Annotated in this window: 12 protein-coding genes; 4 read left to right on the top strand and 8 right to left on the bottom strand. The window is 63.7% G+C overall.

What is annotated here, in order from left to right; translation table 11 throughout:
* Positions 1–58 precede the first annotated feature (58 nt).
* The 3 genes from QP305_RS02630 to QP305_RS02620 are packed head-to-tail and all read right to left on the bottom strand — an operon-like array spanning position 59 to position 3556.
* Complete coding sequence (locus QP305_RS02630) at positions 59–1753, bottom strand: class I adenylate-forming enzyme family protein (protein WP_284903818.1); 1695 nt, start codon at positions 1751–1753, stop codon at positions 59–61.
* A complete protein-coding gene (locus tag QP305_RS02625) occupies positions 1746–3302 on the bottom strand; it encodes a M18 family aminopeptidase (protein ID WP_284903817.1) in 1557 nt (518 codons plus the stop codon). Before QP305_RS02625 ends, QP305_RS02630 begins: the two co-directional genes overlap by 8 nt.
* Positions 3303–3313: 11 nt before the next feature.
* Positions 3314–3556 carry a hypothetical protein gene (locus tag QP305_RS02620; RefSeq protein WP_284889342.1) on the bottom strand — a complete coding sequence of 81 codons (243 nt, stop codon included), beginning with the start codon at positions 3554–3556 and terminating at the stop codon, positions 3314–3316.
* 123 nt (positions 3557–3679) lie between these two features.
* On the opposite strand from QP305_RS02620, the gene QP305_RS02615 reads away from it, so the two are divergent.
* The 3 genes from QP305_RS02615 to QP305_RS02605 all read left to right on the top strand — a co-directional run bounded on the left by QP305_RS02615 (position 3680) and on the right by QP305_RS02605 (position 8156).
* Positions 3680–5716: a potassium transporter Kup gene (locus tag QP305_RS02615; protein ID WP_284903816.1), complete on the top strand. Its 2037-nt coding sequence runs from the start codon at positions 3680–3682 to the stop codon at positions 5714–5716.
* A gap of 113 nt (positions 5717–5829) precedes the next feature.
* Entirely contained in the window at positions 5830–7083 is a 1254-nt protein-coding gene (locus tag QP305_RS02610; RefSeq protein ID WP_284903814.1) for an alpha/beta fold hydrolase, read from the top strand.
* Positions 7084–7286: 203 nt separating this feature from the next.
* Positions 7287–8156, top strand: a complete 870-nt coding sequence (locus QP305_RS02605) for a DNA-methyltransferase (RefSeq protein WP_284903811.1) — start codon at positions 7287–7289, stop codon at positions 8154–8156.
* A 61-nt stretch (positions 8157–8217) separates the two neighbouring features.
* On the opposite strand, the gene QP305_RS02600 is transcribed toward QP305_RS02605, so the two are convergent.
* Complete coding sequence (locus tag QP305_RS02600; RefSeq protein ID WP_284903808.1) at positions 8218–9471, bottom strand: amidohydrolase; 1254 nt, start codon at positions 9469–9471, stop codon at positions 8218–8220.
* 229 nt (positions 9472–9700) lie between these two features.
* Here QP305_RS02600 and QP305_RS02595 point away from each other — a divergent pair, with 229 nt between their 5' ends.
* Positions 9701–10312, top strand: coding sequence for an HAD-IA family hydrolase (locus QP305_RS02595; RefSeq protein ID WP_284903807.1), 612 nt, complete (start codon positions 9701–9703; stop codon positions 10310–10312).
* Between the two features lie 4 nt (positions 10313–10316).
* On the opposite strand, the gene QP305_RS02590 is transcribed toward QP305_RS02595, so the two are convergent.
* Genes QP305_RS02590 through QP305_RS02575 form a run of 4 tightly spaced genes read right to left on the bottom strand, consistent with a single transcriptional unit; the run spans position 10317 to position 12783 of the window.
* Positions 10317–10850 (bottom strand): methylated-DNA--[protein]-cysteine S-methyltransferase, encoded by a 534-nt coding sequence (locus QP305_RS02590; RefSeq protein ID WP_284903805.1) that lies wholly within the window; start codon positions 10848–10850, stop codon positions 10317–10319.
* Positions 10851–10880: 30 nt separating this feature from the next.
* The gene (locus QP305_RS02585) at positions 10881–11432 is read right to left on the bottom strand and encodes an NADPH-dependent FMN reductase (RefSeq protein WP_284903803.1); all 552 of its coding nucleotides are present in this window, start codon (positions 11430–11432) and stop codon (positions 10881–10883) included.
* A gap of 51 nt (positions 11433–11483) precedes the next feature.
* Positions 11484–12188 carry a GNAT family N-acetyltransferase gene (locus tag QP305_RS02580; RefSeq protein WP_284903801.1) on the bottom strand — a complete coding sequence of 235 codons (705 nt, stop codon included), beginning with the start codon at positions 12186–12188 and terminating at the stop codon, positions 11484–11486.
* Positions 12189–12240: 52 nt separating this feature from the next.
* Positions 12241–12783 (bottom strand): GNAT family N-acetyltransferase, encoded by a 543-nt coding sequence (locus tag QP305_RS02575; RefSeq protein WP_284903800.1) that lies wholly within the window; start codon positions 12781–12783, stop codon positions 12241–12243.
* Between the last annotated feature and the right edge of the window lie 11 nt (positions 12784–12794).

Raw genomic sequence — 12794 nt, 5'->3', positions numbered from 1 at the left:
GGCGCGGCAGAGGCGTCCACAGGCACCGCGGCCGCGGCTGAAAGCGTGCGGGGCTGTTTTAGAGAGCTACCGGCGCCGCAGGAGCCGGCGCTGCGGTACCGTGCCCGAAGAGCTCCCGCAACCGCGCCCGAGATACTTTCCCGTCGTCATCCACCGGAAGCTCATCGAGAACCACGAGCAGGCGCGGGAGCTTGAAGGAAGCGAGCGCTTGGGCGGCAAAAGCCCGAAGTTGATCGAGGCTGGGCACAGGCAGGCTTTGGGGCACCACCGCGAAACCGCCGGTGGCCGGATCCGGGGTGGCGAAATTTTCGGGGCTGGACTCGTGGGAATCCATGACGATGGCGGCACCCACCACCTGGCCCCACACCGGATCGGGTACGCCCGTGACGAGGGCGGCCCGCACTCCCGGGTACTGGTGGAGCACCCGCTCAATTTCTTCGGGGTGTACGGTATCTCCCCCGGTTTTGATGGTATCGGTGACCCGGGCGACCAGGGTGATATACCCGTCCGCATCCACCCGCGCGTGATCCTGAGAGCAGAACCATTCCCCCGCGAAGGAGGAACGCTGGTAATTATCCCCGTGCCAGTATCCGGCCGAAATGCTCGGCCCGCGCAGTTGCATTTCTCCGATCTCCCCGGGCGCCACCGGGCTATCGGTACCCGGCTCTACCAGGCGAATCTCCACGTGGGGCATGGCGCGCCCCACCGTTTCAGCTTTGTGCGCTACCCGAGCGGTGGGAAGATAGGGGCCGACGCCGCCCGTTTCCACAGACCCCCACATATTAAGAGGATGGAGACCCGCCGCATCCAGGCGCCCCATGAGAGCCGGCGGGACCGCCGCCCCGCCCACGAAGGCGTACCGGAGGCTGGAAAGGTCCCGGGTGAGGAAGGTGTCGTCGTCGAGCATAAAAGAATAGGTGGTGGGGGTGCCGAACATGGTGGTGACCCGGTGTTCTTCAATGAGGTGCAGCAGCCCGGCCGGGGAGGGAGTGCGCGCAATAACAATGCGGCCCCCGCGCGCGAAGTGGAAGAGGGTGCCGCCGTTGAAGCCGGCAATAGAGGAACATCGCGCGCTGTGTAAGAAAATGTCATCACGCCCGTAGCCCAGTGCATCGTGGAAAATACGGTCCGCCCACCACAAATTATCGTGGGTGAGTTCGAGGGCGCGGGGTGCTTCCGGGGGCGCGGGCCGGAACATCATGACGGCCACTCCGCTCGGGTAGCCTTCGGTATTAAAGGCGGGATTTCCGGCTGGGCCATCGGCTACGAAATCAGCGGTGAAACTCCCGGTTGCCGCGCTCAAAGCAATATAGCCGTTGGTGAGGGCGGGAGTGAAGGGTGGCGCGAGGACGTCGTCGTCGATAACAAAATGAATAAGAGTGCCGGTGGAGGTGAAGGCGCCGGCGGTGCCTATTTCCGCGCACGCGATGAGGACGCGCGGAGCCGCGAAATCGACGAGGCGTTGAATTTCTACCGGGTGGAGGCGGGCGTCCACCGGAACGAAAACCGCACCGATGCGGGCGCAGGCAACCGCAACTAGGTAGTGGTAGGGAGAATTATGGGCCACGATCATGACGCGGTCCCCGTGGGAGACGCCGGCCTGGACGAACAGCTGGGCGAGGCGGGAGGTGGTATCGCGCGCTTCGCCGACCGTCAGGGTGGTGGCGTCGTAGTAGAAGCAGGTGCGATCCGGGTTGGCGAAAGCGGTGCGATCAAGCAGATAGGCAACGTTCGTGACGGGGACGCTACTCATTACGCTCACTTTCTACGCCCGGGCCCGCTCCCCCGCCGTTATCCGTGAGATCGGCGAGATCCGCAAGATCCACGTCCGGAAGAATGGCCGCGCCCTGACCGAAGAGGAAACCGCGGATGAGGCGGCGCAGCTGGTAGAGGTCTTCCACGTGGGAGAGTTCGCGCGCGGAGTGCATGGACAGGAGGGGCACGCCCACATCCACCGTGGTGATACCCAGGCGGGTGGCGGTGAGCGGGCCGATGGTGGTTCCGCAAGGGATGGAATTGCGGGAAATGAAGAATTGGTAGGCGGCGCCGGCATCGCTGGCCGCGCGCAGGGCGAGGGTCACCGATTCCGCGTCGGAGGCGTAGCGCTGCTGGGCGTTCATTTTGATGAGCGGGCCGGCACCGGCGCGCGGGGCGGAATCCGGATCGTAAAACTCGGCGTAATTAGGGTTGAGAGCGTGACCGGCATCGGCGGACATGCAGGCCGAGCGAGCCAGCAACCGGTACCAGCTATCCCCGCGCACCCCGAAGCTTTCTGCGATGCGGGCGAGCACGGTTTCCAGGAAGGGCCCGCTGGCTCCGCTGGTGGTTTCCGAGCCAACTTCTTCGTGATCGAAGGCGGCGAAAACGGGGAAGTACGGGAGCTCGGCATCGGCCGCCACTCCGTCGAGGAGCGCCCGCAGCCCGGCGTATACGGAGGACAAATTATCCTGGCGCCCGGCCGATAGGTACATCCCATTGCGCCGCGGCGGCTCAACGTCATAAGCGTAAATATCATGCCAGCCGATCCATTCGGCGCCGGGCGCTTCCCGCCCCTCCGACCCCGGCTTCGCGTAGCGCGCCAGGGTCTCAAAAAGATCGCTATCGGTATCGGCTTCCGCGTGCGCGGCGTTATCGGCGCAATCCGCGCCCGCGGCGCAGCAGGCTTCCCCGCGCGCCCCGGTGAATATCGGGTGGAGATGCTGCTGGCGATCCAAGCTCAGGCTATCCCGATTGCCGGAAATAAGATGCGGGGCGAGCTGCGGGATCACCATGCACGCCGGGGTGCGCACCAGGTATTCCCGGCCCTCCATATCCGTGATGCGCCCGGCCAGGCCGAGGTCACGGTTGAGCCACGAATTGAGCAGCGGCCCGCCGTACACCTCCATATCCACCTGGGTGTAGCCCCCGTGGCGGGAAGTTCCGGCCGGCTTGAGTTTGAGAGTGGGCGAATCCGTATGGGCACCGAGGATGCGGAACGGGGCCAGTTCGCCGTTCCCCGCACCCCGCGGGCTCACCCAGGCGATGAGCGCCCCGCCGCGCCGCACATAGCGCGCCCCGCGCGCCTCCCAGGCTTCCGTTTCCCGCTGCTCGGTGAAACCGTGGGCTTCCAGAATCTGAGCCAGCTGCGCCGCCGCGTGGTACGAGGACGGGGATGCCGCGATGAATTGCGCGTATCCGCGGGCGTGGAGATCAGCGGGGGTGCTCCCCTGCGCCTGCGCCGGATCCGCTGGCGCGGTACCCTCCAGCGCGGTATCCGCCTGCGCGGCATCGGGCGTGGACTCAGCAAACTCAGACATGCTCATGGCCTCCCAGTCTAGTGATTGCCAGGTTCGCCGGCGGCCTCAGCTGCGCCGTCGTTCCCCATCCCATCATTTTCCGAAACTGCACCGGCCGCGACTTCCGCGGGCGTGACCTCCATGGTGCCGCGCGCGGCGTGGCGGCGCGCCAAGAACAGCAGCAGAATCCCGAGGGCCAGCACCAAAACACTAATAACCACCCAGGCGAGGACCTGCGCCCCGCTATTGGCGAGCTGGGCGCCACCGTGCATTGCCATCATTGTTATTGAACTCCTCACCGCAACGATTAGCTTCCTGGGACGATGGTACACCGGGTGACTAGAACATCACACCGGACCTTTTCGATGCTTTTTCGTCAGCGAAGGTGGCTAGGATTCCCGCTCATGACAAAAATTTTTCGCGCTGCGTCGCTGCGGCGTGACGGTGGGGAACACAGTGCCCACCGTGGCGGGACCCTAGCCCGCGCCGGTCTTGGTTTGGCCGCTCTTGGGGTGGTTTTCGGCGATATCGGGACCAGTCCGCTCTATGTTGTGCGCGCGGTTTTCACCGTGCACGGCGGGGCTGTTCCGCTCACGGACGCCTCGATCTACGGAGTGATTTCCCTGGTGGTGTGGATGCTCCTTCTTATCGTGTCCTTCAAATACGTCATCCTTGTGCTGCGCGCGGATAACGACGGCGAAGGCGGCATCATTGCCCTCGCCACCCTGCTACGCACCCTCAGCGGTGGGCGGCCGCGCGCCGCGGCGCTTTTCACGGTGGCGGGCATGTTCGGGGCGGCGCTCTTTTTCGGCGACGCCGTCATCACCCCGGCCATTTCAGTGCTCTCCGCTATCGAAGGTATCCGGGTGGCCTTGCCAACCTTCCCCTCCACCCTCATCGTGCCCATCGCGCTGGTGATTCTTCTCACCCTGGGCTGGATGCAGCGCTACGGCACCGGGCGAGTGGGCGCGATTTTCGGCCCCTTCATGCTGCTGTGGTTCACGGGGCTAGCGCTAATCGCGCTCCCGCATATTGCCGCGCATCCGGAAATTATCGCGGCACTTTCCCCGCACCAGGCGCTGATATTTGTGGGCGGGCACCCGGCTATCGGTTTCCTCGCCATGGGCGCGGTAGTACTCGCGGTGACCGGCGCCGAGGCGCTCTACGCCGATATCGCCCATTTCGGGCGGCGCCCCATTTCCGCGGTGTGGTTCGCGGTGGTGCTGCCCGCGCTGGTGTGTAACTACCTGGGGCAGGGCGCGCTGCTGCTCGAGCACCCGGAGGCTATTGCCGATCCGTTCTTCCACCTGGTTTCTTCCCAGTGGGCCCTGGTGCTCATGCTGCTGGCGACCGGCGCCACGGTCATCGCCTCGCAATCGGTGATCGCGGGGACCTATTCCATTGCCCGCCAGGCTTCCCGGCTCGGATACCTCCCCCACCTGCGGATTCGTTATACCTCCGCGAGCGGGGCTGGGCAGATTTACCTGCCGGATATTACCGGGCTGCTGGTGGCGGCGGTGGCGGCCGTGGTGGTGATTTTCCGTGATTCGGCGCGGCTGTCCTCCGCTTACGGGCTGGCGGTCTCCACCGATTTCCTTCTCACCACCGCGATGCTGCTAGCTCTCACGGTGATCGGCTGGCACTGGCGCTGGTGGCAGAGCGCGGCGCTGGCGGTGGTGTTGGGAGTGGTAGAAGTGCCGCTTTTCGCCGCTAATGCCGCGAAATTGGTGACGGGTGGCTGGCTGCCTCTGCTTATCGCCCTCATTCTCATGGTGGTGATGCTCACGTGGCGGCGCGGGGAGGCAGTGGTGGCGGCCACCCGGGCGCGCACCGAAGGCACCCTCGCGGAGTTCGCGGCGCACTTGCAGAAAAACCCGCTGCGGCGAGTTCCGGGTACGGTTATTTATCCGCATTCCTTGGCCACCACGGTCCCGGCTGCGTTGCGGGCCACCACCGAGCTGCATCGCAGTATGCGCGACCACGTTATTATTCTCTCCATCAAAACAGCCCCGCAAGCCCATATTGAGCGCGCCGAGCGCATTACCCGCACGCAGGTGAGCCCGCGCGTGGAGGGCGTTGTTCACCTCACAATGCGGTACGGCTTCATGGATATCCGCAATATTCCGGCCGACTTGGAATGGGCGCAGCGCGAATACGGGTGGGGTTCCTGGAAGCTGAGCGAGGCCCAGTGGGTGCTCAGTCACTTGGGGGTACGCGCACGCGGGAAGAACGACGACGCAGCTAGCGGCGGTGCGGACTCTGGCAAGAGCGCGGGCTCTGGTAACGGTGCGGGCTCTGGTAGTGCCGGTGATATCCCGCAGCTGCCCCGCTGGCAAGCCTGGCTTTTCGCTCGCATCGCGCGGCATTCCGCTTCGCCGGCCTGGGTGAAGAGCCTCCCGGCGGATCGCACTGTAGAGATTTCCCGCGAGGTCATTGTGTAGATGACAGCTCGGGCGGGAAGGTCACGGGTTTGGTGGGAGGCTCACGGCGCGAAGTGACGCTCGTGGGCCTCCCGCCCGCTGAGAATGTCGAAGCGCCTGGTAGCGTTCCTAGTATGACGACAACAACGCACTATCTCGAGCAGCTTCGCCTCGATGAACTCACCCTCACCGTCCCGCTCACCGCGGATCGGGAAGATACCCGCACCATTGAGGTATTCGCTCGTATCGCCACTCGCCCGGGCGGGGAATCCCTCCCCTATCTCTTCTATCTGCAGGGTGGGCCGGGCTATGAAGCCTGGCGGCCCAGCCTGTCCCCGCTGGAGCCCTCCTGGCTGAACGTGGCCCTGGAACGCTACCGGGTTGTGTTCGTGGATGAACGCGGCACGGGCCGCTCCACACCCGTCGGGGAGGATATTCTCAGCACCGGAAGCACCGCGGAGGTCGCCGAATACCTCAGCCATATGCGTGCCGATGGCATCGTGCGCGATTGCGAGGCGCTGCGCCAAGAACTCGGGGTGGAGAAAATCAACCTCCTCGGGCAGTCCTTCGGTGGTTTCACCACCGTGCATTATCTTTCGGTAGCGCCCGAACATATCGACCAGGCATTCCTCACCGGCGGGCTTACCGCCGTGCGCCGCAGCGCTGATGATGTCTATTCCCTCACGTGGGAAAAGATGCGCGAGCACAGTGAAGAGTACTATCGGCGTTTCCCCGCGCACCGCGACCAGGTGCGGGAGCTGGTGGAGCTGGCGGGTAGCGGTTCCATCGAATTACCCACCGGGGAAATTGTTTCGCCCTCGCGGCTGCGTTCCCTCGGGCACCTCCTTGGTTCGGATAACGGATGGCGGGAACTGTATTACCTGCTGGAAAAGGATCCGGCCTCCACAGCTTTCCGTTATGACCTGGCCGCGGCCATGCCTTTTGATGGGCGTAACCCGCTCTACTACGTGCTGCACGAATCTTCCTACGCGGATGGTGTGGTCACCAACTGGAGTGCGGAGCGCACCCAACCGGAAGCTTTCCGCACCGATACCTCGCTCCTCTACGGCGAGCACGTGTGGGCGGAATGGGCAGATACCGTCCCGGCTTTCCAACCGTGGAAAGATGTAGTTGAAAAACTGGCCACCTGGGAGTGGCCGCAGCTCTACTTCCCGGAAGCTTTGCGGGAATCGGGGGCGCGCGGCGCGGCCGCGGTTTACGTGAATGACGCCTATGTGCCCCTGGAGTTCTCCCTTGAAACAGGAGCGCTACTTTCCGGGATTCACCGGTACGTGACCTCCACCCACGAGCACAGCGGTTTGCGTTCCAGTAACGGGGCGGTGCTGCGCACGCTCTTCGAATTGGCGGATGGCACGCGGCTGCGCTAATCACGCGTAGTGGGCGCGCCACTGCTGGGCTAGCCGGCGCGTTGGACTGCACTAGCCGGGCGCGCTGGGCTGTGTTAGTCGGGTGCCCGGCGCGGCTCCCCAGTTGTCCGGAAATTCCGGACAACTGGGTGCGGGGCGTGCACTCCAGGAATAGTGGCCGGCCCGCACGCGGGAGGGCCGGCGGTAAGAAAGTGAGGATATATATGTGGAATGATGCGGGTACGGACGCTGTGGTGTTCGGGGATAACCTACCGGTACTCCGGGCCCTACCGGCCGAATCATTCCAGCTTATTTACCTCGATCCTCCTTTTAATACCGGCCGGCCCCAGCGCCGCTCCACGGTGGTCACCCGGCGTTCCACCACCGGGGATCGGATCGGTTTCAAAGGCCAACGCTACGAAACTATCGTGGAGCGGGTGCTCGGCTACGACGATAGTTTCGCCGAATATTGGGGTTTCCTGGAGCCGCGCCTCGAAGAAGCCTGGCGGCTCCTGACCGATTCCGGAACCCTCTACCTGCATCTGGACTACCGGGAGGCGCATTACGCGAAGGTGCTTCTCGATGCGCTTTTCGGGCGGGAGTGTTTCCTCAACGAAATTATTTGGGCCTACGATTACGGCGCCCGCACGAAAAAACGCTGGCCCGCCAAACATGACACGATTTTGGTGTACGTGAAGAATCCGGCCAGCTACTACTTCAATTCGGAAGATGTGGACCGCGAACCGTATATGGCTCCCGGCCTGGTTACCAAGGAAAAGGCAGCGCGCGGCAAACTTCCCACGGACGTGTGGTGGCATACCATCGTCTCCCCCACCGGAAAAGAAAAAACCGGCTACCCCACCCAAAAACCACTCGGGATTCTGCGCCGGATTATCACCGCGTCCTCGCGCCCCGGGGACCGCGTCCTTGATTTCTTTGCCGGCTCGGGCACCACCGGGGCCGCGGCGCGCGAACTGGACCGTCACTTCCTGCTTATTGACGCCAATCCGGAAGCCATCGCGGTTATGCGCACCCGCTTCCCCGATCAGGTGCGTTTCGGGGAATGGGATGGCACGGCGGTGAGCTGGGAGTAGCGCGCCAGCGGCACGCGCCCGGCAACTCTCCGGCTCCCCGGCTCAGTTATTCCGCCCCGGCTTAGTTATCCGCCCGCACCTGGGAATACAGGGCGCAGGCCCCCACCCGGTAGGCCGGCTCCAGGGAAAGCTCCGGATCGGCATAGAAATCCGGGGAATGATTCGAGGCTGGCTCCCCGCTGGCTGGGTTCAGCTGCTCGGGTGAAAAACCACCGAACAGCCAGAATACCGATTGTGCGCCAGCGGCCTGGCCGAGCACCGCGAAATCCTCACTGAAACCGAAAGTTTCGCTGGCCAGGTTTTCCTCCCCGAATTCCGCGCCGATCACGTCACGCAAGGCTGCAACAGCGGCGTCGTCGTTCACGGTGGCATCCACCTGGCGGATCTGGCGGATCAGCGGTTCGGGGGCGCCGGCCGCGAGCGCCTCAGCCCGCACGATCCGCTCGATACCGGTGTTGATAATCGCGCGGGTTTCCTCGTCTCGGAACCGGGTATTAATGCACAGGCGCGCGGTGTCCGGAATGATATTGTCCTGGCTGCCGGCCTGGAACACGCCAACGCTCACCACCGCGTTGCGGTCCGGATCCGTCATGCGGGAACGGATTGTTTGCAGGCGGGTGACGATGGCCGAACCGATAACAATAGGGTCGACGGCGCGGTGGGGCTGCGAGCCGTGCCCGCCCACCCCGTGCACAATAATTTCGAAACCGTCCGAGCCGGGCAGCACCCCACCCGGATAGAGATTGACCCAGCCGGCCGGGCGCGGCACCACGTGGCCGCCGTACATGATCTGCGGGCGCGGAGCTTTCTCCCACAGGCCGGCCTCCACCATGGCGCGTGCCCCCAGGCCGTTTTCTTCCGAGGGCTGGAAAACAAAAACAATGGTGCCGCGCCACAGTTGCGGGTGCGCCGCGAAAGCCCGGGCGAGGGCGAGCGCAATCGTCATATGGGAATCGTGCCCGCAAGCGTGCATGACCGGCACATTTTTCCCGGAGGCATCAATTCCGGTGGCCCGCGAGGCATAGGCGAGGCCGGTGCGTTCAGCGACGGGTAGGCCGTCCATATCCGCGCGGTAGCCAACCACCGGGCCGGGGCCGTTGCGCAGCACGCACGCAAAACCGGTATCGGTCACGGGGATGATCTGGCGGGTAATCTCACCGGAAAGTTCGATGGCTTCCAGGCGTTCCCGGAGCGCGCGCGAAGTCTCCACTTCCTGGAAAGACAGCTCGGGATTGGCGTGGAAATACTGGAAATCCGCGGTCATAGTGGCCCGGTCCGAGGCGGTGAGGTGAAATTCCTCGGGAAGATACTGCACGGCGGTCCCTCTCATCCGATGCTAGCGGCGCGAGCGGCCCGGGCACGGGTGCGCACAGGGTCGCTCACCTGGTTTATTTTAGCGCCGGGATCGGTAGCCGCGCCGAACGTCCGTGGCAGGCCGGGGCAGTGACTAGCTAGGCTGGAGGGAGTGCGCGGCCGAGGCGTGCCGGTAAGTGCCGCCGAGGGGCGCCGATACCCGCGGCGGCAGCGCCCAGGCGAGGAGGATTATGTTCCACAACATTATTTGGGATATGGGCGGGACCATGGTGGATACCTACCCGCATGTGGATGCCACCTTGCAGGCGGTGGTTCTTGATTCCGGCCAGGAGGTTTCCCTCCTGGAGGTTGCGCGCCTGACCCGCCGCTCCACCAATCTGGCCATCACCGAGTTATCGCGCCGTTTCGGGATTCCGGAAGCGGAGTTTCGGAAGTGCGAACAGGAGTTGAAAGACTCGTGGAAAATCACGCCACCGCCCGCGATGGCGCATGTGCATGAGGTGCTGGCCGCGGTTCCGGGGATTAATGTGGTGGTCACGCACCGGGATCGCGCGAGTGCCCGCACTCTCCTGGATGGTTTGAATCTCCGGGTTGCCGATATGGTCTGCCCCGAGGACGGCTTCCCGCGTAAACCCGACCCGGCAATGTTCACCCATATGCTCAACAAGCATAGCTTGGATCGGGCCCGCACCCTCGCTATTGGGGATCGGCCTATCGATATCACGACGGCGCATAAAGTTGGCGTGGCCGGTGCCCTCCTGGAAACTCCCGGTATTGAGCTGGAAGCCGATGCCGATTATCGCATCACTGATCTTGCGGAGGTTCTCCCGCTTCTCGGCTGATGAGCTAGCGGAGCGGGCACGCGCCCACGCGGGAGCTTTCCAAGCGCAACAGCTCCTTTTTCATATCCAGCCCGCCCGCGTATCCGCCCAGCCCACCGCGCGCGGCAAGCACCCGGTGGCACGGCAGCACGATAGGTATTGGGTTACGCGCGCACGCCGATCCCACCGCCCGCACGGCCCTCGGGTTGCCCAACATGGCGGCAAGCTCGCCATAGGAGCGGGTCTGCCCGTAGGGAATCTCCGCCAGGGCGCGCTGCACCCGGGCCGCAAAAGGCCCGCGGGTAAGAACCAGATCGGTGGGGAGCGTAAAGCAGGTGCGTTCCCCCGCGAAATATTCGCTGAGCTGGGCGCAGGCCCGCGCGGCGAGCCCCTCCGCCCGGCGCCGATCTTCACCATCTTCTAGTTCGGTTACTGCCTGCGGGCGCGGCCGCCCGGGAAGTACTACCGCGATGAGAGCATGCGCCTGCGCCGCAACGGCGAACTGTCCCAGTGGGGAATCGCACGTCCGCCATATTGCTGCGGCGCAGGCACGTGTCATCGTGGGTCCTCTGATCGCTCCTCTTGCTTTTTACTTCGCTAGCTGAGCGGTGAGCTTTTCGAGGCCGCTCAGCACGGCTTCCACTTCACCCGCGCGGCGTTCCAGCGGGGTGAATGCGCCGTCCGTCCAATCCTCAAACATCATGAAATTCACTTCGGAGCGGATGGCGGGCATATTGAAATTAGCCGTGATCTGGCGCCATTGCTCGATAGCGCGCACGCCTCCGATGGAGCCGTGCCCCACGAAAGCAACCGGCTTATTCATCCACTCCACACCCAGCGCATCCACCGCGTTCTTGAAGGCCCCGGGCACCCCGTGGTTGTATTCCGGGGTCACGAAAATAAAGGCGTCGAATTCGCTGATTGTATCGGCCCAGCGCTGGATGGCCGGATGATCGTACTGGCCGTTCGCCGCGGCTGGAACCACCGGGCTGGTGAGCAGCGGAATATCAAAATCCTTGATATTCACGAGTTCGTACGTAGCCTCCCCCGCCCGCTGGGCTGCGAGCTGAGCGACGTAACCGGCCACACCCTCGGTAGCCTGACCCTCGCGAATTGATCCGGAAATAATGGCGATCTTCATATAAGTGTCCTTTCGTTGAGGTGAGCGACACCCAGATTACCAATCACTCATTTACCTTTCAATCGGATATGTGGCGCTCCCGTTTAGCTCGGTGCGAACATCGCCCGCCTCAGCATCGGCTCCAACATCGCCATTGGCTTCAGCACATAGATCAGTACTGCCCTCCGCAGCGCTGCCGTTTCCAGCCACCCCACCGGCACCCTCGTCCAGATCACTGGCGAGCACGGCGTAGACGATGGTGTCCGTCCACTCCCCTTTGAGCCAGAAATCCTGGCGCATATGCGCTTCCTTATACATTCCCGCGTGCTGGAGCATGAGCTCACAGACCCGATCCCGCGCATCCATTTGCGCGGCAACGCGATGCACCCCACACTCCAGGCAGGCGTAGCGAATCATGGCTCGCATGGCCTCCGAAGCATAGCCGTGCCCGCGAAAATCCGGGTGGAGCACGGTGGCAATTTCCGCGACGCCGTGCTGCGGATCGGTCATCCACAGGCGCACGTCCCCGATGGGTTGCGCATCAAGTTCGATAACGACGGCGAGCGCGGCCTGCGGGCCGCGCAAATCCCGCGCCTGGGCGCGCTGGGCAGCTTCGTTGACCGCCCGTTCGGGATTCCAGGCATCGGTCATGAGGTATCTGGTGACATCTTCGCGGCTGTAAATGCTATGCAGCCACGGCGCATCATCGGGCCGGTGCAGCCGAAGCCGCAACCGCGCAGTTGTCACCGAAAATTCTTCAGGTGTCGTGGTATTCATAACTCCTTAAGTGTAACGAAAAACACTTTTGAGGGAAGAGGTTCTGAGCTGGTTATCCGCGAAACGGGACGGGGCGGTAGTGCGGCAGCGGATCGCTTGCCAGCCTCCCGTACAGATCAACGTCAATCCGCTGCCCGTTGATCAGGAATTTCCCGCGTTCGGTGCCTTCCTTAAGGAATCCAGCCGCGCGGGCCACCCCGCCGGAGGCGGGGTTATTCACCCGGTGCCCAAGTTCCAGGCGCTCCAAGCCGCACTCACGCAGAGCCCAATCCGCCACCGCTGCCGCGGCCCGGGACATCATCCCACGCCCCCAGTAGTCGTGGTGCAGCCAATAGGAAAACCACCCGTTTTTCTCATCCCAATCCGCATCGATACGGACCATGCCGATGAGTTCATCGCTATCGTCCCGGGCAATTACCCAGGCCAGCTGCGAGTCCGGGGCCTCCAAAATACGCGCGATATAGCGGCGGGCACCGGCCAGATCCGTAATATTGCCCTGCCGGATCATATCCGGGTGGGAAGCGAAGGCCGCCGCGATAGCTGCGGCGTCGCCCTCACGTACCGGACGCAACGCAATATCAACATTCATGGCCATTCCCGCGCGCT

This window comes from Actinotignum timonense (assembly GCF_030216305.1).
GTDB classification, from domain to species: Bacteria; Actinomycetota; Actinomycetes; order Actinomycetales; family Actinomycetaceae; genus Actinotignum; species Actinotignum timonense_A.
The sequence above is the reverse complement of the archived record's forward strand: the minus strand, read 5'-3'. Positions and strand labels throughout refer to the sequence as shown.

What these genes read in the sequence shown, in the direction of transcription:
- QP305_RS02615 (WP_284903816.1), top strand. Translation starts at nt 3,680, where the DNA reads ATGACAAAAATTTTTCGCGCTGCGTCGCTGCGGCGTGACGGTGGGGAA.
- QP305_RS02625 (WP_284903817.1), bottom strand. Translation starts at nt 3,302, where the DNA reads ATGAGCATGTCTGAGTTTGCTGAGTCCACGCCCGATGCCGCGCAGGCG.
- QP305_RS02575 (WP_284903800.1), bottom strand. Translation starts at nt 12,783, where the DNA reads ATGGCCATGAATGTTGATATTGCGTTGCGTCCGGTACGTGAGGGCGAC.
- QP305_RS02620 (WP_284889342.1), bottom strand. Translation starts at nt 3,556, where the DNA reads ATGATGGCAATGCACGGTGGCGCCCAGCTCGCCAATAGCGGGGCGCAG.
- QP305_RS02585 (WP_284903803.1), bottom strand. Translation starts at nt 11,432, where the DNA reads ATGAAGATCGCCATTATTTCCGGATCAATTCGCGAGGGTCAGGCTACC.
- QP305_RS02610 (WP_284903814.1), top strand. Translation starts at nt 5,830, where the DNA reads ATGACGACAACAACGCACTATCTCGAGCAGCTTCGCCTCGATGAACTC.
- QP305_RS02595 (WP_284903807.1), top strand. Translation starts at nt 9,701, where the DNA reads ATGTTCCACAACATTATTTGGGATATGGGCGGGACCATGGTGGATACC.
- QP305_RS02630 (WP_284903818.1), bottom strand. Translation starts at nt 1,753, where the DNA reads ATGAGTAGCGTCCCCGTCACGAACGTTGCCTATCTGCTTGATCGCACC.
- QP305_RS02580 (WP_284903801.1), bottom strand. Translation starts at nt 12,188, where the DNA reads ATGAATACCACGACACCTGAAGAATTTTCGGTGACAACTGCGCGGTTG.
- QP305_RS02605 (WP_284903811.1), top strand. Translation starts at nt 7,287, where the DNA reads ATGTGGAATGATGCGGGTACGGACGCTGTGGTGTTCGGGGATAACCTA.
- QP305_RS02590 (WP_284903805.1), bottom strand. Translation starts at nt 10,850, where the DNA reads ATGACACGTGCCTGCGCCGCAGCAATATGGCGGACGTGCGATTCCCCA.